The 316-nt window shown below is 45.6% G+C and carries 1 protein-coding gene; it reads right to left on the bottom strand.

Translation table 11 applies throughout. From position 1 onward, the window contains the following. A partial coding sequence (atpF, locus tag M992_RS14435; protein ID WP_072165990.1) for a F0F1 ATP synthase subunit B occupies positions 1-240 on the bottom strand: 240 nt, incomplete at its 3' end. Positions 241-316: the final 76 nt, after the last annotated feature.

Genomic DNA, 316 nt, shown 5'->3' with positions numbered 1-316 from the left:
GTTCGCTTGTTCAATAATCACCTGAGCGTCGGCTTTAGCTTTTTTCAGCTGGTCGGTCGCATTGGCTTGAGCTAAGTCCAAATCTTTCTTCGCACGTTCTGCACTTGAGAGGCCGTCAGCAATTTCTTTTTGACGCTTCTCGATGGCATCCATAATTGGAGGCCATACATACTTCATGCAGAACCATACGAACAAAATGAACGCGATGGCCTGGCCGAGGATTGTTGCGTTAAGATTCACAGCACAATGCCTCTTAAATAGTTAATTGGTATGTGTTTCTTTACGGTAGAAGAGCCAAGGCTCTTTTACGCGACAG

The sequence above is a fragment of the Moellerella wisconsensis ATCC 35017 genome, from assembly GCF_001294465.1.
Classification (GTDB): domain Bacteria; phylum Pseudomonadota; class Gammaproteobacteria; order Enterobacterales; family Enterobacteriaceae; genus Moellerella; species Moellerella wisconsensis.
The sequence above is the reverse complement of the archived record's forward strand: the minus strand, read 5'-3'. Positions and strand labels throughout refer to the sequence as shown.